The sequence below is a fragment of the Mycobacteroides sp. CBMA 271 genome, assembly GCF_009729205.1.
GTDB lineage: Bacteria > Actinomycetota > Actinomycetes > Mycobacteriales > Mycobacteriaceae > Mycobacterium.
The window spans coordinates 49,001-70,933 of record NZ_VTHB01000007.1 but is presented as its reverse complement, the minus strand read 5'-3'; the positions used below and the strand labels follow the sequence as shown (position 1 = coordinate 70,933).

The window sequence follows — 21,933 nt, the reverse complement described above, 5'->3', positions numbered from 1 at the left end:
AATTTCAACTATTTGCGGTGGCAAAACGCGGCACGCTGGCGATGCCCGTTGCAAAGGACTCCACGATGTAGCCGACGAGCTCCTCGCGGGTGATGTTGCGAGTACTGCTCCACCAATTAATCACCATGAGGACGCCACCGGTCGCCAGACGCGACCAGATGGGTGCTATCTGCTTCATCCGATCGTCCGGAACCATGGCGCGCAGGTGTTCTTCGGTTACTTCCGCTAGGAGATCGAAAATCCCGTGGTCCAGGCGCTCCTTGGCGGTCAGATCGCGATCCAGCGCGATGTAGAGATCAGGCTCTGCGGTGATCCAATCGATGACCAAGTTGGCGAATGCTCGCAGCTGATCGCGTGGTTTACCCACCATGCCCTCTTGCCAAGACCCGGTGATCACGCGGTCGGCATGGCGCCGGCTCAATGCGCGCAGCAGATCTGCCTTGGTGGGAAATACCGCGTAGCACGCGGACCGGGCGAACCCGGCCTCCCTCGCCACGTCCGCGATCGAGACTGTTCCCCCGCTCGTACGGATCGCGCGCTCGGCGGCGTCGAGCAGGGTTTCTGCCCGCAATTTTCGATCATAGGGCGCGCCACTCGGCCGGCCTCGTCCTCTGGTAGCCATCGTGATCATGGTATCGGAGGTATCCAGACTTGGTTTCGCTATCCTCGGCGAACCCTGGTGCCCGACCGGCCGTGCCCCGATGCTGCCGGGATTCGAGGTAAGCGGCACCCTCTTCCTAGACTGGATCGGTGCGCATAGTGTTCGCCGGTACACCGGCCCCGGCGGTGCCGTCCCTGCGAAGGTTGTTGGCATCCCGTCATGAGGTGGTTGCGGTGGTGACGCGGCCCGACGCCCGGGCGGGGAGAGGGCGAGTGTCGGCCGCCTCGCCGGTGGCCGAGCTCGCTCGTGAACAGGGTCTGCCGGTGCTCACGCCGGCGCGCCCCAATGAACCCGAATTCATCGGCGAACTCGCGGAACTGGCTCCCGAGTGCTGTGCTGTGGTCGCCTATGGAGCCCTGTTGAAACCCGAGCTGCTCGCGGTGCCCAGGCACGGCTGGGTGAACTTGCACTTTTCGCTGCTGCCCACGTGGCGCGGCGCCGCTCCGGTGCAGGCGTCCATTGCCGCCGGTGACGAATTCACGGGCGCCACAACATTTCTCATCGAACCCGCATTGGACACTGGCCCCGTTTACGGTGTGGTCACCGAGCGAATCGGTGCCGATGATACGGCCGGCGCGTTGTTGGGCCGGCTCGCTGAATCCGGTGCGAGCCTCCTTGAGTCGACAATGGACGGAATCGAGGACGGCGCCTTGGTGGCCGTGCGGCAGGGGGCCGACGGGGTGAGCACCGCCCCGAAGATCTCCGTCGAGCAGGCACGAATCAGCTGGGAGCTTCCCGCCCACGTGATCGATCGCCATGTTCGGGCCATGACCCCCGAGCCGGGCGCCTGGACCACCATCGGCGATACGCGGGTGAAGGTCGGGCCGGTGCGTCTCGACGTTGAGGAGCACGGTGACGTGCTGCCGCCGGGAGCTGTCGCGGTGCGCAAGCGTGACGTATTGGTTGGCACCGGCACCACGGCGATTGCGCTGGGCGAGGTCCAGCCGCAAGGTAAGAAGCAGATGAATGCGGTGGATTGGGCTCGCGGGGCCCGGCTGGACACGGAGGTATATGCACGATGACCACACGTCAACCCCGTCAGCCACACGGACGGCCCGGCCAAAACTCACGTCCGCGTCAGGGCGCCGATTCTCGCCCGAATGAACGCCCGCGGCAGCGGCTCGACCCCGCACGTCAGGCCGCGCTCGACGTGCTGCGCGCCGTGGCGCGTCAGGACGCATACGCCAATCTGGCGCTGCCCGCGCTGTTGCGTGAACGCGGCATCTCCGGGCGCGATGCCGCCTTCGCTACCGAGCTCACCTACGGAACGTGCAGGGCCAGCGGTCTTCTCGATGCGGTCATCGCGTCGGCCGCCGGACGTTCGATTGATCAGGTGGACGAGGGGCTGCGCGACCCGCTGCGGTTGGGTGCCTATCAACTGTTGCGGACCCGCGTCGAACCACATGCCGCGCTGTCGACCACGGTGGATGCCGTGGCTGTCGAATTCGAGCAGGGCAGAGCGGGTTTCGTGAATGCGGTGCTGCGAACCATCTCGCGTCGCGACGAGCAGGAGTGGGTGGAGGAGTTGGCTCCGCCGGAGTCGGACCGCATCGGGCGGCTTGCCTTTGCGACCGCTCACCCGCGGTGGATCGCGCAGTCGTTCTCCGATGCGCTGGGCCCGGCAGGCTCAGAGCTGGCCGAGGTGCTCGCCAGCGACGACGAGCGCCCGATCGTTCATCTCGCCGCACGTCCGGGCCGCATCGATGCCGCAACACTGGCAGAGGAGGTGGATGGCACCGTCGGGCGCTACTCGCCTTATGCGGTGTATCTATCCGGCGGGAACCCGGGCCGGCTGGAGTCTGTGCGCGACGGCCTGGCGCAGGTGCAGGACGAGGGCAGCCAGCTGGTCGCACGGGCGATGGCGCTGGCGCCGTTGGATGGCACCGATACCCAATGGCTCGATCTGTGCGCCGGTCCGGGCGGCAAGACCGCCATGTTGGGGGCCCTCGCCGCCGAGCGCGGTGCCCATGTCACGGGCATCGAGATCGCCCCGCATCGCGCGGAGTTGGTATCCACCGCCACCAAGGGCTTGCCGGTGACGGTGCTCACCGTGGACGGGCGTGAGAGCGGGCTACCCGCCGCCTCCTTCGATCGCGTGCTCGTCGACGCACCATGCACCGGGCTGGGCGCGCTGCGCCGCCGCCCCGAGGCGCGGTGGCGCCGTCAACCGAGCGACATCCCGGAACTGGTCAAGCTGCAGCGCGAATTGCTTTCCAGTGCCATCGAATTGACTCGACCGGGTGGAATCGTCGTGTACAGCACCTGTTCGCCGCACCTGGCCGAAACGGTGGGAGTGGTGGCCGATGCGGTGCGGCGACACCCGGTGACCGCCGAGGATGCTCGAGCGTTGTTCCCCGGCGTGGACCGGCTCGGTGACGTCGACGCGGTGCAATTGTGGCCGCACCGGCACGGCACCGATGCGATGTTCCTTGCCCTCCTGCGTAAACACGCATGAAGCCGCACATAAACTGAAGGGCATGTCGCATCGCGCCCCCATGATTGCCCCGTCGATCCTCTCTGCCGATTTCGCGCGTCTCGCCGAGGAGATGGCGGCCGTGGGGGGAGCCGACTGGTTGCATGTGGACGTCATGGACGGGCATTTCGTGCCGAACCTGACGCTGGGTCTGCCCGTCGTCGACAGTCTGCTAGCCGCCACCGACATCCCCGTCGACTGCCATCTGATGATCGACAATCCGGATCGGTGGGCACCTGGCTACGCGGAAGCCGGTGCGCACAACGTGACCTTCCACGCCGAGGCCACCGAAAATCCCGTCGCCGTCGCCCGCGACATCCGCGCCGCCGGTGCCAAGGCCGGGCTCAGCATCAAGCCGGGCACGCCGTTGGATCCATATCTAGAGGTACTCAAGGACTTTGACACGCTGTTGGTGATGTCGGTCGAACCCGGATTCGGCGGACAGTCGTTCATCGCTGGCGTTTTAGACAAGGTGCGCGCGGTCCGCAAGCTAGTCGATTCCGGTGAGTTGACTGTGCTCGTGGAGATCGACGGCGGCATCAACGCAGACACCATCGAGCAGGCCGCCGAGGCGGGTGTCGACTGTTTCGTTGCGGGGTCGGCGGTTTACGGCGCACAGGACCCGGACGCCGCGGTACGTGCGCTGCGTGAGCAAGCAGCCAGGGCAGCAGCACATTTGGCGCTCTGACATGACCGACTCGACGGGCCGTATTGGCTTGCACGCCGCCATGGAGGTGGCGATCCGTGCCGCCGAAGCGGTCAAGGGCAGCACCTATCCGAATCCGCCCGTTGGTGCGGTGATTCTGGACGCGTCGGGAGCGGTCGTGGGTCTGGGCGGGACACGTCCGCCCGGGCAGGAACACGCCGAGGTGGTGGCGCTAGCGCAGGCCGGCGACGCGGCCGCGGGTGGTACCGCTGTAGTCACCCTGGAGCCGTGTAATCACCAGGGGAGAACCGGGCCATGTGTCGATGCACTTGCCGCGGCGGGTGTTTCGCGCGTGGTCTACGCAGTTGCCGATCCCAATCCCCAGGCGGCTGGGGGAGCGGCGCGGCTGCGCTCCCTCGGTATCGAGGTCATCGGCGGCATCGGTGCCGAGCAGGTGAGCGTGGGACCGTTGCGGGAGTGGCTGCACAAACAGCGGACCGGACGCCCCCATGTCACGTGGAAATACGGTGCGAGCGTCGACGGCCGCAGCGCCGCGAATGATGGCACCAGCCAATGGATCACCAGCGAGCTCTCCCGGGCCGACGTACATCGGCGCAGAGCCTTCGCCGATGCGGTACTGGTGGGCACCGGCACGGTATTCGCGGATGATCCGCAGCTCACCGCGCGCAGCTCCGATAACGTGCTGTTACCGCATCAGCCCCTGCGGGTCGTCGTTGGTATGCGCGAAGTCTCTTCGGACGCAAAGGTTTTGAACGACGACTCGCACACCATGGTGATCCGTACTCACGACCCGGCCGAGGTGATCGCGGCCCTGGGGGACCGCACCGACATCATCCTAGAAGGCGGGCCGACGCTGGCCGGAGCCTTCTTGCGCGCGGGCTTGGTAGACCGGATCCTGGCCTACCTCGCACCGATGTTGTTGGGTGGCAACGTCCCCGCCGTGGAGGACGTGGGCGTCACCACCCTGTCACGTGCGCTGCGCTGGGAGTACGACCAGATCGAACGCATCGGCCCGGACGTACTACTGAGTCTGGTCCCTCGACTTCCGGTGTGAACCGACGAATATTGCGATGACCGCGCCGATCACACAGACGATCGCCGTGATTGCGAACATCTCGCTGTACATCTCGCTGTAGGCGGTGATACTCCGGTTCAGGAGTTGCTGTTGCAGTACAAGGAGATTCGGCTTCCCCTCCGGCTTGGGTTCCTTGGCGGCCAGTGCGTCGAAATTCTGGTAGAAGCGGTGAATGCCCCAGCCGCCCAGTGCTGCCATACCGATCAGCATGCCGGTCATCCGGGCCACCACCACGAGTGCCGAGGCGATGCCATGTTGCACGGCGGGTACCACACGTAGTGCGGCGGAGGACAGCGGACCGATGACCAGGCCGAGCCCGATGCCGGCCACTACCAAGTCCACATCCAGCCGGGGCAGTGTGAAGAACCCGAAGTTGTGCACGGCTGCCAGTACGTCCACCGGCCAGCCAGAGATCAGGTAGTACCCAAACGCGGCGATGAGCATGCCGACCACTGCGATGATCCGGTCGCCGAATCGGGTCGCGAGCCAGCCGCCGACCACCGCGCCGATGGGCAGTGCGACGAGGAACCTGGACAACAGGAACACCGCGTCGGCCTTGTCCATCTGCAGCACGCCCTGGCCCAGCAGCTCAATGTTGACAAGCGTCACCATCAGGGCGGCTCCGGCCGCCAGGGACGCCGCCAACGCCGCGAAGAACGGGCCGAACCGAACGCCCTCGGGTTTGATCAACCGAGTCCTGGCCCGCGATTCCCACAGGACGAACGCCAGGAAGGCAACCGCGGACGCGGTGAGTATCGGCAGGCCCCACTCGGGTAGCGCGGACTCCTTGGGGTTCGGGCTGTACAAACCCACGACCAACAAGCCCAGAGCAAGCGCCAGAAGGGCACCCCCGACAACGTCCACCTTCGGACGGTTCGGGTCGTGCTGATGTGCAGGAACGCTGAACTGAACCAGCACGATGGCGATGATCGCGAGCGGCACGTTGACCCAGAAGATACTCGTCCACGTGCCGAATAGCCATACACAGAGCACGCCGTACAGCGGCCCCAGCACGCTGCCCAGCTCTTGAGCGGCACCGATCCCGCCCAGCACCGTCGCGCGGTTGCGTTGCGACCACAGATCGGCACCGAGAGCGAGCGTGACCGGCAGCAACGCGCCGCTGGCAACACCCTGGATCACCCGGCCGGTGACCAGCATTGTGAGATCGGTGGACATCGCGGTGACGACAGAACCGATCGCGAAACCCACGAGCGCCAGTTGCAGGATCCGGCGCCTGCCAAATCGGTCGGAGGCCTGACCCAGCAGTGGCATGGCGGCGATGTAGCCCAGTAGGTACCCGGTGACAATCGGAGTGACCTGCTGAATGTTGTTCAGCGCGATGCCGACAGTGGTCATGATGTCGGTGATGACGCTGACTACGACGTAGGTGTCGAGGGCACCCAACAGCACCGCCAGGCTTCCGGCGCCGATTGCGATGCTGCGATGCCGCAGCGGGAGGCTGGTTTCCTGGGCGGTATCGGTCACGCGGCGGGCTTGTCTACTGTGACCGGCTTGCCCCAATCAGACAACGACATCTCGATCGTGTTGCCCGGAGACGTATCGACACTGATCTTGGTCAGCGCGTGATTGCCATCTTTCGCGATCCACGCCTTGGCCGGAATATCTGAGGTGAGCTTGGAGCCCGCGAAGGTGTTGATGGCGTCCTTGTTCATCGTTCCGCTCACGAGAACCGAAGCGACTCCGTCGACGGTCTCGGTCTTCTCGGACTTGGCATCCTTAATGTTCGACAGCAAGTTGGCCAGGCCTTTGTTCGGATCCAGAATGATCCCGATGTCGTAGACATCCTTGACGGGTCCCATCGTCGTGTAGGCGCTGCCGAGCTGTGCGAACAGCTCGCCGTCGACCACGACGAACGGCAGCTCCAGTCCGCCGGTTTTCGCGGTGCCCTTTGCGGCCACTGCCGGTGTGGTGGTCAGATCGCCAGTGAGCTCGGAGAGCTTGAGGGTTGGCTTGTCGCCCGTGACCTTGAGCACGATATGTGTGCTCGTCTGGGTCTTGGTGGTGGCGGCCGACTCGCTCAGAAGTGTGGCGGCTTCCGGCAGATTGGTGTTGGTCTCTTCGGACTTGGAGCAGCCGGCCAGTGCGATGGAGGCGACTGCGAGGGGGATAAGGGCGAGGCGGATGCGGTTGCGCATGCGTCCGATCGTAGAGGCTCTGGCAGACGGCTGGGAGGCTCGCGACACGGCGGTGTTGCTGGCGATCAAATTGACACCTCAGCAGTCCGGCGCCATGCTCATTTGCAGGGCGGGCTAGTCAACCGAGGGCGGGTTGTGGTGAAAAACGTGAGCAGAGCTCTGGCATGCAGTGTGGCCGCGGTCGCTGCGGCTGCCGGTGTTCTGGTTGCTTCACCTGCGCTTTCCGCTGCCGATCCGGCCACCGAAACTCCCACCAAGATCGTCGCTTACCCGGGCATGTCGATTGTTCAAGGGGACAGTCGTTGCACCCTTGGCTACGTCGACCCGGCATCTCGTATCGGCCTTACGGCTGGTCATTGCAATGCCACCGGATCAGTAACCGACCTCGGCGGAAACCGCATCGGTGAGGTGCTGTTGATGAGTCGCAACATGCCAACCGGCGGGTCGATCGGCCCCGGCGACTTCGTCTCGGACTACGAGGGCATCACCTTCGCGGCCGGCGTGGAACTGAGCAGCACCATGCCCAACGGGTTGCAGCTGCGGATGGCTCAGAACGCCGGACCCGAGCAGGGACTGCCGGTCTGTTTGATGGGTTCAGTGTCCGGGGAAACCTGCGGCAAGGTCGACGCGGTCAACAACGGTTGGTTCACCATGGCCGATGTCGCTGGGCAACACGGAGATTCGGGTGGGCCGGTGTACACCATCACCCAGCCCGGCCAGGCGTTGTTGGTCGGTATTTACTCGTTGCGCTGGGGAGGCAAGCCCGCGGCCATGTCGTGGTCGGCGATCTCGGCGCAGATGCAGTCGCAGTTGGAAACGCAGATTCCGGCCGCCGGCCCCGGTAACGGTGGCCCCGAGCTGCCCGCTGCACCTGTCGCATCGCCCGCCCCTGCGCCTGCCGCGCCTCCCGCAGCGTCCTAACGTCCGCTGGCCCTTTTCATAGGGCGCAGTGCACTTTCCATTCTGGTACTGTGGCGCCGTTCTGGGGCTATAAAACAATTTGCTGAGGCCTCAGTAATTGCACAATGTCAACCATTGTGATCACGCTGAATTATGGAAGGCCGATGTGAAGCGCTTTGTCATTGCACTCGCCGTATTCGCGACAGTCGTAGGCGGTGTCGCATGCTCTGCCGGCAATGATGGCGGAGGAAACATCGTGCGTATTGGCACTAGCGAGGCGGGGAAAGAGTCCTGGGACGTCTTCGTCGACGAGGCGCGCAAAGCGGGAATCACGCTCGTCACTACCAACTTCACGGACTTCAGCCAGCCTAACGTGGCCCTTACTCAGAAGCAGATCGATGTGAATTTATTTCAGCATCTGCGTTTCCTGGCTGAATACAACGTCGCCGATAATGCAACGCTTGTACCTGTTGGCGCCACCTACATCGTGCCGCTGGGGCTGTACTCGCAGAAATACAAGGCGATCGCGGATATCCCGCAAGGTGGACAGATCGCCATCCCCAACGACCCGCCGAATCAGGCGCGCGCTCTGTTCGTATTGAAGGCTGCCGGTCTCATCGCTCTCACGGGCGGACGCAGGACACCGAGCACCGCCGACATCGACAAAGGTGCCTCCAGGGTCACCGTCACGTTGGTGGACGCGGCTCAGACAGCGTTGTCCCTCACCTCGATCGACGGTGCCGTCATCAACAACACCTATTTGGCGCAATCGAATATTGATCCGAAAAGTGCGCTCTACTCCGATGATCCGGCCAGTGCGGCCGCGGAGCCGTACATCAATGTCCTTGTCGCGCGCGCCGAGGAGAAGGACAACCCCACGTACCAAAGACTCATCGAGGTGTTCCATTCCCGGGCGGTCACCGACGCATATGCCAAGGAAAGTAAGGGGACTCAGCGCACGGTGAACAAGAGCGGCGCGGATTGCGCGGCGATTTTGGCGAGGATTCAAGACCAGATTCGTGCCGAGAAGTGACCGAGCCGCTGATCCAGTTCGAACGCGTCACCAAGACCTTCCGGTTAGGCAAGAAGACCATCACCGCGGTCGACGAGGTGTCGCTCGATATCGCCGCCGGTGAAGTCTTCGCGATGATCGGCTACTCGGGTGCGGGTAAGAGCACGCTGGTTCGACTCATCAACGGGTTGGAGCGGCCCACCTCGGGGCGCATCGTGGTGGACGGTGCTGAGGTGAATGCGTTGGGGGAAAGCGAATTACGGCGTCTCCGTACCGATGTCGGTATGATCTTTCAGCAGTTCAATCTGTTCGGGTCTCGTACCGTGGCGGGTAACATCGCCTATCCGCTGCGGGTGGCCGGATGGCCGGCCGCGAAGCGCAACGCGCGGGTGGCCGAGCTATTGGACTTCGTCGGGTTGGCCGACAAGGCGACGAGCTATCCCGATCAGCTCTCCGGCGGGCAGAAACAACGCGTCGGCATTGCTCGGGCGTTGGCCACTTCACCGTCGATTCTGTTGGCCGATGAGGCCACCAGTGCCCTGGACCCGGACACCACCGCCGATGTGCTGCAACTGCTTCGTGCCGTCAACGACGAGTTCGGGGTCACCATCGTCGTGATCACCCACGAAATGGATGTGGTGCGTACCGTCGCCGATCGTGTCGCGGTGCTCGCCGAGGGCAGGGTCGTCGAGGTCGGAAGCGTGTTCGACGTGTTCTCCGCGCCGCAAAGCGAGGCCGGTAAGCGATTCGTCGGCACGGTGCTGCAGAACGTCCCCGGCACCGCGGACATTGCCCGAATTATTCAGCAGCACAAGGGAAGTATCGTTTCGGTCGAGATCGGCGCGGGTGTGCAGATCGGCCCCGCGCTGGCGCACGCCACCGAACTGGGGGTCCGCTTCGAGGTGGTGTACGGCGGCATTGCGACCCTGCAATCGCGCGCTTTCGGAAACCTCACGCTCGCACTCGACGGGCCCGATGGACACGTGACGCAGATTGTCTCCGACTTGTCCGCGGTGACGACTGTTCACCGGGTGGCGCGATGACAACGAACTGGGACCGTCTCCGCCCGCAGCTGTTCGAGGCCTTCGGCGACACCGTGTACATGGTGACGCTCACGCTGCTGGCGGGTGGTGTGATCGGTCTGGGACTGGGAATGCTGTTGTACACCACTAGATCTGGTGGGCTCCTGCAGAGCCGGGTGTTTCACACGCTGCTGAACATCGTGGTGAACATTGTTCGACCCATCCCGTTCGTGGTGCTGATCGCCGCGCTCGGGCCGATCACCCTAGGGGTCGTGGGGACCACGATCGGCACCAACGCGGTGGTGTTCGTGATGGTCGTCGCGGCGTCCTTCGCGATCGCCCGCATCGTCGAACAGAACCTGGTGACCATCGACCCAGGCGTTATTGAGGCTGCGCGCGCCGTCGGTGCTGGCCCACTGCGCATTGTCGTGACGCTACTAGTACCAGAAGCCTTGGGGCCGTTGATTCTCGGCTACACATTCGTACTGATCGGCATCGTCGACATGTCTGCCATGGCGGGCTTGGTCGGCGGTGGCGGCCTCGGCGATTTCGCGATTGTGCAGGGATACCAGCGCTTCAATTGGCAGGTGACCATCGTGTCGACAGTCATCATCATCGTGCTGGTACAGGCGGCTCAGTTCGCCGGAAACTATCTGGCGCGCAAGGCGCTTCGGAGATAGCGGCTAGGCCCCAGGTGCAGGCGGGGCCGGTACCTGGGGAGGCGGTGGCGGCGACATGGTGGGCTCCGGACCCCAGTGCTCGGGTGCGGGGCCCTGTGAGTCGGAGTCGAGGCCCGGAATCCGAGTGCCGGGGGGCGGGGCCGTGTCGGGGAGTGGCTGGCTCAGCTCATCCTTCGGACGCCTACCCAACAACCCGCCCTTGAGCTGGCCGTCCTGGTAGTCACTCCAAAGCCGGTGCAGGTAATCGCCTCCGCTGATATCCGCGTTCTCTTCACCGGGTTGGACGCCGCGCATCTCACCCTTGCCTGGTTCTGCGGGCTTGAGGTTCTGCGGTAGCAGGTACTGGTTGTTCAGGGCGTTGGTGCCGGGAGTGACGACCGGGGCATTGCTTCCCGGGGCCGCTGGTGTTGCGTTCTGGCCGATCAGATTCGCGTTGCCCACGATTTGCATGTTCTGCGGGAGACCACCGGGACCCTGTTCGGTTCCGGTCAGGGCGAGCGGGTTGCCGATCTGCGAGGGCGGCGGGGGAGCCGGAGGCCCCGGCGGAAGCGGAGCGGCAGCGGGGGCCGGCGCACCGGGCTCCACGGGCTCGGGTTCGGCGGCTGCGGTGGCCGCGGAGCCGAGAAGCACACCCGCGGCAAGAGCCGCAGCCACCCCGATCTGCATGATGGACGGACGATCGGGGTTCTGCATGGCTGCGCCTCTTCCGTAGGTGTACTCAGTCAGACTGTCGGGACTAGACGGTCTTCGTCACGCCGTAGTAGCCGACGATATCGTCGTTGTCCTTGGACGAGCTAGTCAGCACCGCGTACGAGCGGAGGAACGACTGGCCGATGCAGCCGTCGATCTTGATGTGCACGTCCTTGAGAGTGATACGCACCTCGCTGCCCTTGTACTTCTTCTTGTCCACGGAGACGTTGATGACCTCACCGGGCTGCGGGTGCACCTCGATCTGGCCCTGAATGGGCATGCTGATGTTGCCGAGGCCGCTCTGACCGATCGAAGAGGAAAGGCCAATCGATCCGTTGAGCTTGACGGTGTTCAGCGAGATGCCGCAACCGATCTGGTAGCCCGCCTCCAGGGTGCCGCCCGACAGCTTGCCGCCGCCGCCCTTGGCGGTGCCGGTGAAGGTGCCGCCGGACAGATACTCGCGCGAGGACAACGCGGTAGTGAGCGGAGGGATCGCCAGCTGTGTCTCGTCCTTGGCGCCCACCGTCAGCACCCATCCGTCAGGTGTCTTGACCACGCTGGGCTCCTCGGAGCCGACGACGCCGTTGTCCGGCGGCGGGCCGGGAACGCCATCGACCGGTGGCGGCGGGGCGTCCGCAGCAGCGGGGGCGGGGGGCGGTCCGGGCTCCGGGTCAGCCAGTGCCAGCGGGGCCGTCGCCGCGAGGGCGCAGGCGGCGGTCAGAGTGGCAAGAGTTTTGAACATGGTGGTGACGCCTCTCGGGGTCTGGTTAGAGGTGAACGCAGAGTCGGGCTGGGTGAGATCCATCGTCGTCAGACGGCCTTGGTGACACCCATGTAGGTGACCACGTCATCGGTGTTGTCGGTCGAGCTGGTGAATGTCGCGTATGACCGGATGAAGGACTGGCCGACGCAACCGTCGATCTTGATGCGGAATCCGGTGATGGTGGTCCGAGTAGTGGTGCCCTCGAAGGCCTTCTTGTTCACCGGAACGATGGTCACGGTGCCCGGCTTCAGGCCGACCTTGATCTGACCGGTGATCGAGCCACCGATGCTCGGGATTCCCGTGGGGCTGATCTGTGGCGTCACGCCGACACCGCCCATGAGCTCCACCGGGCCGCCGGTGATGCCGCAACCGATCTGGTAACCCGACTCCAGCGTGCCACCCGCGAGCTTCGTCTTACCGGATCCCTTGACCGCACCGATGAAGGTGCCACCCACCAGATATTCACGCGAGGACAGCGCGGTGGTCAGCGGGGCGACCGGCAGCTGCGACTCGTCCTTCGCGGCGACCGCAAGGATCCAGCCGTCGGGAGTCTGGAGCGTCCCCGGCTCGGCCGAGGCGACCGCACCATTGTCGACGGGCGGGGGAGGCGGCGCATCGGCGACCGGCTGCACGGGGGCCGGATCATCTCCGGGTTCGGCCAGGGCGAGGGGCGCCGTTGCGGCGAGCGCGCAGACAGCAGTCAGGGTGACAAGACTTTTCAGCATGGTGCGGTGGCGCCTCTCGATTGGTGGTAATGGCTGTGCGGAAGCTGTCCCTGCGAATGTTGGGGGTGCTGTGTTGCGAGATGGTTAATGGACGGACAACAGTTATCGCCCAATGTCTATCCATTTCGTACGTCGGTACACACCGTTCCAACCGCGGTGATTCGAATCCCGAAATGCCTCCTGCCTCGGCGATTGTGACGAATCCCACTGGTGTTTTTACTTCACCGTCAACATAATTTGGGCCTACCCGGTAGGGGTATCCAGCACACTTTTCAACGGTCCGTCGAAATTCATCCGGTACGTCAGTTGTTCAGCGACGGTTCATATTCATGACAATTCCGCACTTCACTATCAGGTGTCGGTGCCGTCACGACGCGACGTCGTACGGAAATGCGGGTACGGTCACGGCCGGACCCGCACCAGGAGAAGCTGGAGAGGAATCGATGAGGCCACTAGATCTATGTCGGAAGGCGGCTGTGCCGACGCTGGTTGCGCTCGGCCTCGGTTTGGCGGTTGTTCCGGTGGCGTACGCGGAGCCCGACCAGCCCGACCCCACGGAGCAGCCGGCTGTCGCACCCGGTCCGGCTGTGGTGTCCGCGCCCGCCGCGATCTCGGATAGTGCCACGCCGGCGGCCGTCGAGGCCTGCGCGAAGTTCGCGACCGCGCTCGACTATGCGTCCACGAACTACTCCGACTTCGCCAACAACCTGGCGGGCATGGAGGGCAACTACGGCGACGTCTACGTGGCGTCGAGTAATGGCACCGGCCGGACCGCATTGCGTGAGGCGGCCTCTTTTGCAAATGAGGCCGCCAGTACCCCAGATCTGGACCCGTCGATCGCCGATCCGATGCGCTCGTGGGCGATGAACGCGAACAAGTTGATGATTCTCATGGGGGTCCGGGCCCCGGTCGATGGTGTGAACGGAAAGGCCAACGACCTCAATACCGATGCCGAGAACGCCCAGATGGCCTGCGCACGGGCGGGTACGCACGCCTAGGTGCAGACTGGATGGCTCTAGTCTTGTCCCATGTTCACCGGAATTGTTGAGGAGCTCGGCGAGATTCTGGGCAGGGAAGATCTGGGTGACGCTGCCCGTCTCACCGTGCTCGGCCCGTTGGTTGTCGAGGATGCGAAACATGGCGATTCGATCGCCGTCAACGGCGTCTGCCTGACGGTGGTCGAGGTGCGCCCGGGCGGAGTGTTCACCACCGACGTGATGGGCGAGACACTGTCGCGGTCGAGCCTGGACAAGATCGTGACCGGTACCAAGGTCAATCTGGAGCGGGCCGCCGCGATCAACAGCCGGCTCGGCGGGCACATCGTGCAGGGACATGTCGACGGCACCGGGAATGTGTTGTCGCGCACACCGTCCGAGAACTGGGAGGTTGTGCGCGTCGCGCTACCCGAGTCGGTGGCCAAATATGTCGTCGAAAAGGGCTCGATCACGGTCGACGGGGTCTCCTTGACGGTATCGGGGCTGGGCCGAGACTGGTTCGAGGTGTCGCTGATCCCCACGACGCTGGGACTAACGACGCTTGGATCCGCGCCGGTAGGTGCGACGGTCAATCTCGAGGTGGATGTCATCGCCAAGTACGTCGAACGCCTGCTTCAGCACCGATGAGTCCCGTCCCTAGGTCCGCTGAGTGAACAGCGCCGGAATCAATTGATTCGCGGTGGTTCATACTTGAAGTGCCCACACGCCCCTAACGAGAGTGGTCCCCAATGACCAGGTTGGACAGCATCGAACGCGCTGTCGCCGATATCGCCGCCGGTAAGGCCATCGTCGTCGTCGACGATGAGGATCGGGAAAACGAAGGCGATCTGATTTTCGCCGCGGAAATGGCCACCCCAGAGCTGGTGGCGTTCATGGTGAGGTACACGTCGGGATACCTCTGTGTGCCGCTGGCCGGGGAGGACTGCGATCGCCTTGGGCTGCTGCCCCAGTACGCCGTCAACCAGGACAAACACGGCACTGCATATACGGTCACCGTAGACGCGAAAAACGGTATCGGAACCGGGATCTCAGCGTCGGATCGTGCGGCGACCATGCGGCTGCTGGCCGATGGGACAAGTGCTCCGGATGACTTCACCAAGCCCGGCCACGTGGTGCCGTTGCGCGCCAAGGAAGGTGGGGTGCTGCGACGCCCCGGCCACACCGAGGCCTCGGTCGACCTGGCCACACTGGCGGGCCTGAGGCCCGCCGCGGTGATCTGCGAGATCGTCAGCCAAAAGGACGAAGGCGCCATGGCGCAGACCGAGGAGTTGCGGGTCTTCGCCGACGAACACAACCTCGCCTTGGTATCGATCGCGGATCTGATCGAGTGGCGGCGCAAGCATGAGAAGCATGTGGAGCGGATTGCCGAGGCGCGCATCCCCACTCAGCACGGTGAGTTCCGTGCAGTGGGTTACACCAGCATCTATGACGAGGTGGAGCACGTCGCGCTGGTGCTGGGGGATATCTCCGGCCCCGACGACGACGGCAACGATGTGTTGGTGCGGGTGCACTCCGAGTGTCTGACCGGCGACGTATTCGGTTCGCGCCGTTGTGATTGCGGTCCGCAGCTCGATGCGGCGATGGAGCTGGTGGCCAAGGAGGGGCGCGGCATCGTGCTGTACATGCGCGGTCACGAGGGACGCGGCATCGGACTCATGCACAAGCTGCAGGCCTATCAGCTGCAGGATGCGGGCGAGGACACCGTGGACGCCAACCTGAAACTCGGGCTGCCCGCCGATGCACGCGACTACGGTTTGGGTGCACAGATTTTGGTCGACCTGGGTGTGAAGTCCATGCGATTGTTGACTAACAATCCCGCCAAGCGCGTGGGGCTGGACGGCTACGGGCTGCACATCATCGAGCGGGTGCCCCTCCCGGTGCGCGCCAACTCTGAGAACATCCGCTACCTGCGCACCAAGCGGGATCGGATGGGGCACGACTTGTCGCATTTGGATGTCGATCTCGACGATCACCCCGAGGCTGACGGCGCGTGAGCGGCGGTGGAATCCCGTCACTGAAGGTTGGTGACGCGTCGGGTATCAGTCTGGCGATCGTGGCCAGCACCTGGCATGACCAGATCTGCACTGCACTGCTTGAGGGCGCCACCCGCGTCGCCACCGATGCGGGCATAGATCGCCCGACGGTGGTTCGGGTGCTGGGCGCCATCGAGATTCCCGTGGTGGCGCAGGCCTTGGCGCGCACCCACGACGCCGTCGTGGCGCTCGGAGTGGTAATCCAAGGGGAGACACCGCATTTCACCTACGTCTGCGATGCGGTGACCACCGGTCTGACGCGCGTCTCGCTCGATACCAGCACCCCGGTGGCCAACGGTGTGCTCACCGTGAACAACGAGCAGCAGGCTCTCGACCGTGCAGGACTGCCCGAGTCATCCGAGGACAAGGGGGCGCAGGCCGCTGCCGCCGCCCTGGACACCGCGCTGACGCTGCGTCGACTCCGTCAACCCTGGACCTGACGCGTGGCCGAATCGCCGCAGGACCGCGAATGGGAACTCGTTCTCAAGCCGCATCTGTCCCCGTACTTTGTGTACGCGGCCGCCTTCGTCATCGCCGCCGCGCATGTGGCGGTGGGCGTGCTGCTGAAGATTTCGCCTAACAGTGGAGTGATCTTCAAGACCTCGGATCAGGTCGGCATTGCACTGGTGGGCTTCGTCATCGCGGGTGTGGTCCTGATGTTCGCCCGCCCGCGGGTACGTGCCGGTGCGGCGGGCATAGAGGTGCGCAATGTACTGGGCCCCAAGCTCATTGCCTGGCCCGAGGTGGTCGGGGTCTCCTTTCCGGCCGGTGCGCAATGGGCGCGCCTCGACCTCGATGACTACGAGTACGAGCCGTTGATGGCGATCCAGGCGATCGATAAGCAGCGGGCCGTCGACGCGATGGATGCGCTGCGGGCAGTGCTGGCCAAGTACAAGGATCAGTCACCGGCATAGTCAGCGCTTCGCGCTACTGGTCAGACCTTCACGTCCGCGATGTGCAGCCTTGATGCAACCTTTCCGGCGATAACGTGCCGCCACCAACGACGTAACCCGCGGGCCGCCGGCACGGCGGTTCCTCCGGGGTGCCGTCAACGAGGCGAAACTCAAGGAGAACCGGTGCCCGCGCAAACCTCTATTCATCATGCCGACACGACCTCTCATGGCCCTGCGCACTATCTGCCGGCACCACAGTTCGCCGCTCAGGCCAATGCGACCGAGGAGCTTTATCGCCAAGCGGCCACCGACAGGATGGCATTCTGGGCCGGACAAGCCGAAAGGCTGTCCTGGCACACGACATTCACCGAGGTGCTCGACTGGTCCGATGCGCCGTTCGCGCGCTGGTTCGGCGGTGGCACCCTGAACGTGGCCTACAACTGTGTCGATCGGCACGTCGAGGCCGGCCACGGCGGCCGGGTGGCCATTCACTGGGTGGGTGAGCCCGACGGGGACACGCGTGCCATCACATATGCCGAGCTGAAGGACGAGGTATCTCGGGCGGCCAATGCCCTCACCGAACTGGGAGCCGTTGCGGGCGACCGTGTGGTGATCTACATGCCGATGATCCCGGAAGCGATCATTGCGATGCTGGCGTGCGCGCGGCTCGGTGTGATGCACTCCGTCGTCTTCGCGGGGTTTAGCGCGTCTGCGCTCCGCGCCCGGATCGCCGATGCGGGGGCCAGGATCGTCATCACGGCAGATGGTCAGTACCGGCGGGGGAAGGCCGCGCCGCTCAAGGATGCCGTCGATGAAGCGATCGCCGAGCGGCCGGGCATCGAGCATGTTCTGGTTGTTCGACGCACAGGAATCGATGTGACCTGGGACGGCGCGCGCGACGTGTGGTGGCACGAGACCGTCGATAAGGCTTCCGTCGAACACCGCCCGGAAGCCTTCGACGCCGAGCAGCCGCTGTTCCTGCTGTACACCTCGGGCACGACGGGAACCCCGAAAGGCATCGTGCACAGCGGCGGCGGATATCTGACGCAGGCGTCCTTCACATACCGGGCCATCTTCGATATCAAGCCGGATACCGATATCTATTGGTGCACAGCAGATATCGGATGGATCACGGGTCACACCTATATCGTCTACGGCCCGCTGGCCAACGGCGCAACCCAGGTGGTGTACGAGGGGACCCCCGCCTGGCCCGACGAGCGTCGGCACTTTCAGATCATCGAGAAATACGGTGTGACAATCTATTACACCGCCCCGACGCTGATTCGCACCTTCATGAAGTGGGGACGCGAGGTCCCGGATGCGCACGATCTTTCGAGCCTGCGACTACTCGGTTCGGTGGGGGAACCTATCAATCCGGAGGCGTGGCGTTGGTATCGGACGGTGCTGGGTAGCGACGTCACACCGGTGGTGGACACCTGGTGGCAGACCGAGACCGGCGCGGCGATGATCTCGCCGCTTCCCGGTGTCACCTCGTGCAAACCCGGCTCGGCGATGCGGCCGCTGCCGGGCATCTCGGCGATCATCGTCGATGACGACGGGAACAGGCTGCCCACTGATTCCGGGGAGGCCGAACAGAGCACCGGATATCTGGTTCTTGACCAGCCGTGGCCGGCGATGGCACGGGGCATCTGGGGCGACCAGGACCGGTTCGTACAGACCTATTGGTCACGGTTCCAGGAGCAGGGCTGGTACTTCGCCGGCGATGGCGCCCGATATGGCAGTGATGGTGAGATCTGGGTACTGGGTCGCATCGACGATGTCATGAACGTGTCCGGTCATAGGATTTCGACGGCGGAGGTCGAGTCCGCATTGGTGGGCCATGCCGGGGTCGCCGAGGCGGCCGTCGTGGGGATCCACGACGATCAGGCAGGTCAGGCCATCTGTGCGTTCGTCATCCTGAATTCCCGGCACGAGGGGATACCGCGGGATGAGGTAATCGGTGAACTGCGCGCCGAGGTGGCACGTGAGATATCGCCGATCGCCCGGCCACGGGACCTGTACGTGGTCTCCGAACTACCGAAGACCCGCAGCGGCAAGATCATGCGCAGATTGCTGCGGGACATCGCCGAGGGCCGCGATCCCGGTGATACAACGGCGTTGGTCGACCCGGCGGTATTCGATACGATCCGAGCGCAGGCGTGCCCGCCGTGACCCGTCTATCTCACGCACTTTCCATTCCTGGCGCCGATGTCCACGTATCGTGTCGATATCGACCGTGCCTGCGAAGATGGCCAGGGCAGAGAGCTTGGAGACCGTGGCGAATACGAGAACTGCAGCGCGCCGCGGCGCTGTTCGCGCATCGTTGGCGTCTGTACGTGACGCGCACGACCTCTTCGTGGCGGGCCGGGTAGACGGTTCGTATCTCGAGTCGGTACCTCTGCCGCGTCTTGTCACCGAAAGCTGGCAGCGGAGCCTGGACACCGGGGTCGACCCCGACCGCGGCCCTGCTGAGGCGGCCGTTGCGATGCGCCTGACCGAACTGCGCAGTAGCCATCCGCTCGCCGGCGCACTGCCCGTCATCCGCCGCCTGCTCGTGGACCACGCCACCGACTCGGGTGCGCTGGTCGGCGTCACCGCCGCCGACGGTGCACTGCTCTGGGTGGAGGGTGATTCCGGGGCAGGGCGCAAGGCGGCCACGATGAACTTCGTGCCCGGTGCCGACTGGAGCGAGCGGGCAGTGGGCACCAACGCCCCGGGTACGGCGCTCGCGCTGGATCGTGAGGTACAGATCCGTGGTAGCGAGCACTTCTGCAGGCTGGTCCGGCCGTGGTCGTGCACCGCGGTTCCGATCCATGACCCGCTGACCGGCGCACCCCTGGGAAGTATCGACCTCACGGGAGGTGCTGCAGTTGCGTCGGCCCAGACCCTGGCATTGGTGCGCGCAACTGCGGTTGCCGTCGAGCATTTCATCGCCCTGCACTACCCGCGGCCGGGCCACGCCGACAGTGATACCGCCCCCCGGCTGACCTTGCTCGGTGCCGACCGTCCGGTTCTGCACACCGCCGACGGCCAGCACGCGCACCGGCTCTCCGGTCGCCACGCCGAGATACTGGCTCTGCTGCTACGCCACCCCGAGGGGCTGAGTGCCGACCACCTGGCGATGCTGCTCGACGAGAACGATCTGGACGTCGTCACCATCCGCGCGGAGATGTCGCGATTGCGCCGCATCGTGGGGGACGAGTTGATCGTGTCCCGCCCCTACCGGCTACTCGAACATGTCGGAAGCGATATGGATGATGTCTTCGCCGCCCTGCGCGCCGGCGATATCGCCGCGGCGATGGGCTGCTATTCGGGCCAGTTGTTACCGCGTTCCGCTGCGCCCGCCATTGGGCGACTGCGCCTGGAGTTGAGTACGAGCCTTCGGGGTGCCGTGCTCGCCGACGGCGACCTGCATTTATTGCGTCGGTGGCTCGACCTGCCGGAGGCGCGCGATGATCGCGCGGGGTGGCAGGCGCTGCACGATCACCACGGTGCGAGCGCCCTGATCCGGTCAGAAGCGCGCGGCCACCTCATCGCGCTGGATTCCGATCTCGCCTAGGCGACGCGGGTACCGCACCAAAAGTTGCAACCGTGCTGCAACGGGCCAAAACCTACCTTCAGTGATTACCGACACATTTGTTGTCTTGAAGGTAGGAGACCGCCGTGACCGTTTATGCCCGCCCGGGTGCGCAGGGATCGCTGATGACGTTCGCGTCCCGCTACGAGAATTTCATTGGCGGGCAATGGGTTCCCCCGGCCGAGGGGCGATACTTCGAGAACCGCACCCCGGTGACAGGGGAGGTGTTCTGCGAGATACCGCGCTCCGGTGAAGCCGATGTCGAGAAGGCACTCGATGCCGCGCACGCCGCGGCGGCGGGCTGGGCCAAGACCTCTCCGGCCGATCGGGCGCTCATCCTGAACCGGATCGCCGACCGGATGCAGTCGAATCTGGAGTCCATCGCCGTGGCCGAGTCGTGGGACAACGGCAAGCCCATTCGCGAAACCCTCAACGCTGACATCCCGCTGGCCGTCGATCATTTCCGGTACTTCGCCGGTGTTCTTCGGGCGCAAGAGGGTTCACTGTCACAAATCGACGAGGATACCGTCGCCTACCATTTCCACGAGCCCCTCGGTGTGGTTGGGCAGATCATCCCGTGGAACTTCCCGCTGTTGATGGCGAGCTGGAAACTCGCCCCGGCCATCGCCGCCGGCAACACGGTGGTGCTCAAGCCCGCCGAACAAACCCCGGCGTCGATCCTCTACCTGTTCTCGCTCATTGGCGATCTGTTGCCGCCGGGGGTGGTGAACATCGTCAACGGGTTCGGGGTGGAAGCCGGTAAGCCGTTGGCCTCCAGCAGCCGGATCGCCAAAATCGCATTCACCGGCGAAACCTCCACGGGCCGGTTGATTATGCAGTACGCCAGCCAGAACCTGATTCCGGTCACCCTGGAGCTCGGTGGCAAGAGCCCCAACCTCTTCTTCTCCGATGTGATGGCCGCCGGTGACGATTTCCAGGACAAGGCCCTGGAAGGGTTCACGATGTTCGCGTTCAATCAGGGCGAAGTCTGTACCTGCCCGTCGCGCAGCGTGATTCAGGCCGATATCTTCGACGAGTTCCTGGAGTTGGCCGCCATCCGCACCAAGGCCATCCGTCAGGGTGATCCGCTGGACACCGAGACCATGATGGGAGCGCAGGCCTCCCATGAGCAGCTCGAGAAGATTCTTTCCTATATCGAGATCGGCAAATCCGAAGGGGCGCGGCTGGTTACAGGTGGCGAGCGCGCCGAACTCGGCGGCGACCTGTCGGGCGGCTACTACGTCTCACCGACGGTCTTCGCCGGGACCAACTCGATGCGGATTTTCCAGGAGGAGATCTTCGGGCCGGTGCTCGCAGTCACCTCGTTCGCCGACTACGACGAGGCCATCGCCATCGCCAACGACACCCCATACGGGCTGGGTGCGGGAGTGTGGAGCCGCAACGGCAATATCGCCTACCGCGCCGGGCGCGACATCAAGGCGGGTCGTGTATGGACCAACTGCTACCACCAATACCCCGCGCACGCAGCGTTCGGCGGCTACAAGCGCTCCGGCATCGGTCGCGAGAACCACAAGATGATGCTGGACCACTACCAGCAGACCAAGAACCTGTTGGTGTCCTACAGCTCCAAGGCTCAGGGATTCTTCTGAT

Annotated in this window: 22 protein-coding genes; 16 read left to right on the top strand and 6 right to left on the bottom strand. The window is 64.5% G+C overall.

Annotated elements, in window-relative coordinates; genetic code table 11:
• Positions 1-4: 4 nt before the first annotated feature.
• Entirely contained in the window at positions 5-571 is a 567-nt protein-coding gene (locus FZI91_RS18405; RefSeq protein ID WP_162526288.1) for a TetR/AcrR family transcriptional regulator, read from the bottom strand.
• A gap of 179 nt (positions 572-750) precedes the next feature.
• Between FZI91_RS18405 and fmt the strand changes: the two genes are divergently transcribed.
• Genes fmt through ribD form a run of 4 tightly spaced genes read left to right on the top strand, consistent with a single transcriptional unit; the run spans position 751 to position 4,855 of the window.
• Positions 751-1,683: a methionyl-tRNA formyltransferase gene (gene fmt / locus FZI91_RS18400; protein ID WP_162526287.1), complete on the top strand. Its 933-nt coding sequence runs from the start codon at positions 751-753 to the stop codon at positions 1,681-1,683.
• Positions 1,680-3,116, top strand: coding sequence for an RsmB/NOP family class I SAM-dependent RNA methyltransferase (locus tag FZI91_RS18395; protein ID WP_155940552.1), 1,437 nt, complete (start codon positions 1,680-1,682; stop codon positions 3,114-3,116). Before fmt ends, FZI91_RS18395 begins: the two co-directional genes overlap by 4 nt.
• A gap of 40 nt (positions 3,117-3,156) precedes the next feature.
• Positions 3,157-3,822, top strand: a complete 666-nt coding sequence (gene rpe / locus FZI91_RS18390) for a ribulose-phosphate 3-epimerase (RefSeq protein WP_162526335.1) — start codon at positions 3,157-3,159, stop codon at positions 3,820-3,822.
• Position 3,823: 1 nt separating this feature from the next.
• Positions 3,824-4,855 carry a bifunctional diaminohydroxyphosphoribosylaminopyrimidine deaminase/5-amino-6-(5-phosphoribosylamino)uracil reductase RibD gene (ribD, locus tag FZI91_RS18385; protein WP_155940550.1) on the top strand — a complete coding sequence of 344 codons (1,032 nt, stop codon included), beginning with the start codon at positions 3,824-3,826 and terminating at the stop codon, positions 4,853-4,855.
• On the opposite strand, the gene FZI91_RS18380 is transcribed toward ribD, so the two are convergent.
• Positions 4,823-6,361 (bottom strand): MFS transporter, encoded by a 1,539-nt coding sequence (locus FZI91_RS18380; protein ID WP_162526286.1) that lies wholly within the window; start codon positions 6,359-6,361, stop codon positions 4,823-4,825. The genes ribD and FZI91_RS18380 overlap by 33 nt on opposite strands.
• A complete protein-coding gene (locus FZI91_RS18375) occupies positions 6,358-7,032 on the bottom strand; it encodes an LppX_LprAFG lipoprotein (RefSeq protein WP_155940548.1) in 675 nt (224 codons plus the stop codon). Before FZI91_RS18375 ends, FZI91_RS18380 begins: the two co-directional genes overlap by 4 nt.
• A 171-nt stretch (positions 7,033-7,203) precedes the next feature.
• On the opposite strand from FZI91_RS18375, the gene FZI91_RS18370 reads away from it, so the two are divergent.
• The 4 genes from FZI91_RS18370 (at position 7,204) to FZI91_RS18355 (ending at position 10,646) form a co-directional block, all read left to right on the top strand.
• On the top strand, positions 7,204-7,953 hold the full coding sequence (locus tag FZI91_RS18370; protein ID WP_162526334.1) for a hypothetical protein: 750 nt from the start codon (positions 7,204-7,206) through the stop codon (positions 7,951-7,953).
• A 145-nt stretch (positions 7,954-8,098) separates the two neighbouring features.
• On the top strand, positions 8,099-8,965 hold the full coding sequence (locus tag FZI91_RS18365) for a MetQ/NlpA family ABC transporter substrate-binding protein (RefSeq protein WP_162526285.1): 867 nt from the start codon (positions 8,099-8,101) through the stop codon (positions 8,963-8,965).
• On the top strand, positions 8,962-9,987 hold the full coding sequence (locus tag FZI91_RS18360) for a methionine ABC transporter ATP-binding protein (protein WP_162526284.1): 1,026 nt from the start codon (positions 8,962-8,964) through the stop codon (positions 9,985-9,987). The genes FZI91_RS18365 and FZI91_RS18360 overlap by 4 nt, the downstream gene beginning before the upstream one ends.
• On the top strand, positions 9,984-10,646 hold the full coding sequence (locus FZI91_RS18355) for a methionine ABC transporter permease (RefSeq protein WP_155940545.1): 663 nt from the start codon (positions 9,984-9,986) through the stop codon (positions 10,644-10,646). Before FZI91_RS18360 ends, FZI91_RS18355 begins: the two co-directional genes overlap by 4 nt.
• A gap of 3 nt (positions 10,647-10,649) precedes the next feature.
• Here FZI91_RS18355 and FZI91_RS18350 read toward each other — a convergent pair whose 3' ends face one another.
• The 3 genes from FZI91_RS18350 to FZI91_RS18340 form a co-directional block, all read right to left on the bottom strand.
• Entirely contained in the window at positions 10,650-11,339 is a 690-nt protein-coding gene (locus FZI91_RS18350; protein ID WP_155940544.1) for a hypothetical protein, read from the bottom strand.
• A gap of 43 nt (positions 11,340-11,382) precedes the next feature.
• Positions 11,383-12,078, bottom strand: a complete 696-nt coding sequence (locus FZI91_RS18345; protein WP_155940805.1) for an MspA family porin — start codon at positions 12,076-12,078, stop codon at positions 11,383-11,385.
• 68 nt (positions 12,079-12,146) lie between these two features.
• Positions 12,147-12,824 (bottom strand): MspA family porin, encoded by a 678-nt coding sequence (locus tag FZI91_RS18340; RefSeq protein ID WP_155940543.1) that lies wholly within the window; start codon positions 12,822-12,824, stop codon positions 12,147-12,149.
• 443 nt (positions 12,825-13,267) lie between these two features.
• On the opposite strand from FZI91_RS18340, the gene FZI91_RS18335 reads away from it, so the two are divergent.
• The 8 genes from FZI91_RS18335 (at position 13,268) to FZI91_RS18300 (ending at position 21,932) form a co-directional block, all read left to right on the top strand.
• Entirely contained in the window at positions 13,268-13,822 is a 555-nt protein-coding gene (locus FZI91_RS18335) for a hypothetical protein (protein WP_155940542.1), read from the top strand.
• Between the two features lie 30 nt (positions 13,823-13,852).
• Positions 13,853-14,446, top strand: a complete 594-nt coding sequence (locus FZI91_RS18330; protein WP_155940541.1) for a riboflavin synthase — start codon at positions 13,853-13,855, stop codon at positions 14,444-14,446.
• A 101-nt stretch (positions 14,447-14,547) separates the two neighbouring features.
• On the top strand, positions 14,548-15,813 hold the full coding sequence (locus FZI91_RS18325) for a bifunctional 3,4-dihydroxy-2-butanone-4-phosphate synthase/GTP cyclohydrolase II (RefSeq protein ID WP_155940540.1): 1,266 nt from the start codon (positions 14,548-14,550) through the stop codon (positions 15,811-15,813).
• A complete protein-coding gene (gene ribH / locus FZI91_RS18320; protein WP_162526283.1) occupies positions 15,810-16,292 on the top strand; it encodes a 6,7-dimethyl-8-ribityllumazine synthase in 483 nt (160 codons plus the stop codon). The genes FZI91_RS18325 and ribH overlap by 4 nt, the downstream gene beginning before the upstream one ends.
• Positions 16,293-16,295: 3 nt before the next feature.
• Positions 16,296-16,766, top strand: a complete 471-nt coding sequence (locus FZI91_RS18315) for a PH domain-containing protein (protein ID WP_162526282.1) — start codon at positions 16,296-16,298, stop codon at positions 16,764-16,766.
• A 180-nt stretch (positions 16,767-16,946) separates the two neighbouring features.
• On the top strand, positions 16,947-18,917 hold the full coding sequence (gene acs, locus FZI91_RS18310; protein WP_309224151.1) for an acetate--CoA ligase: 1,971 nt from the start codon (positions 16,947-16,949) through the stop codon (positions 18,915-18,917).
• 103 nt (positions 18,918-19,020) lie between these two features.
• A complete protein-coding gene (locus FZI91_RS18305; RefSeq protein ID WP_162526281.1) occupies positions 19,021-20,304 on the top strand; it encodes a transcriptional regulator in 1,284 nt (427 codons plus the stop codon).
• Positions 20,305-20,408: 104 nt separating this feature from the next.
• Positions 20,409-21,932 (top strand): aldehyde dehydrogenase family protein, encoded by a 1,524-nt coding sequence (locus FZI91_RS18300; protein WP_162526280.1) that lies wholly within the window; start codon positions 20,409-20,411, stop codon positions 21,930-21,932.
• Position 21,933 lies beyond the last annotated feature (1 nt).